The sequence below is a fragment of the Streptomyces sp. WAC 04229 genome (assembly GCF_003947455.1).
GTDB lineage: Bacteria > Actinomycetota > Actinomycetes > Streptomycetales > Streptomycetaceae > Streptomyces.
Window position 1 is genome coordinate 1 of the sequence record NZ_QHJH01000412.1, and the last position, 1,009, is coordinate 1,009.

At 76.1% G+C, this 1,009-nt stretch carries 1 pseudogene; it reads right to left on the minus strand.

From position 1 onward, the window contains the following. Nucleotides 1–41: 41 nt before the first annotated feature. Nucleotides 42–1,007 (minus strand): annotated as a pseudogene (locus DMH12_RS38595) (serine/threonine-protein kinase); the annotation flags it as partial. Between the last annotated feature and the right edge of the window lie 2 nt (nt 1,008–1,009).

Genomic DNA, 1,009 nt, shown 5'->3' on the forward strand with positions numbered 1-1,009 from the left:
CAGCGGTGTCAGCTTGGAATGAGAGGGCGACCCCAGCCTCCGCCGCCGCTGCCGGGCCCACGCGGTGGCGGGGGCCCTGCCACCGGGGTCTGCGGGAGCGGGGAGGTGCCGCCCGGCGCCTCCGGGTTCTCCGTGTCCAGCAGCCGTACGGCGTGCCGGCCGAGCTGGGCGACCAGGGCGCCGGGCAGCCACGGGTCGCGGGAACGGCCGTCGGTGACCGTGTCCTGCGCGCCCGTGCGCTCCAGGACCTCGGCGAGGACGGGGCGCGCGGCGGGGTCCTTCTTCAGGCAGTCGCGCACCAGGTCGGCGATGCCCTCGGGCACACCGTCCAGGTCGGGCTCCTCCTGCGCGATGCGGAACATCAGGGCGTGCACGCCGCTGTCGGCGGTGCCGAAGGGCAGCGCGCCGGTGGCGGCGTAGGCGAGGACGGAGCCGAGGCAGAAGACGTCGCAGGCGGGCGTGATCCGGTCGCCGCGCACCTGCTCCGGCGCCATGAAACCGGGCGAGCCGACGAGCGCCCCGGTGCGGGTGAGCCCGCCGTCGGTGACCGTCTGGAGGGCCCGCGCGATGCCGAAGTCGATGACGCGGGGCCCGTCGATGGTGACGAGCACGTTGGACGGCTTGAGGTCGCGGTGGACGATCCCGGCGGCGTGGATGTCCTGGAGGGCGTGCGCGAGACCGGCCCCCAGGATGCGGACCGACCGCTCGGGCAGGGCGCCGTGGTCGTGCCCGACGACCTGCTGGAGGCTGGGGCCCGCCACGTACCCGGTGGCCAGCCACGGCACGGCGGCCTCGGTGTCGGCGTCCAGCACGGGCGCGGTCCAGTGGCCGCCGACCCGACGGGCGGCCGCGACCTCCTGCCGGAAGCGCTCCCGGAACTCCTCCAGCGCGGCCAGCTCCTCGCGGACCAGTTTCACGGCGACCGTGCGCCCCCGGTCCGAGCGGGCCAGATAGACGTGGCCCATCCCGCCCGCACCCAGCCGCCCCAGCAGCCGGTACTCCCCGATGC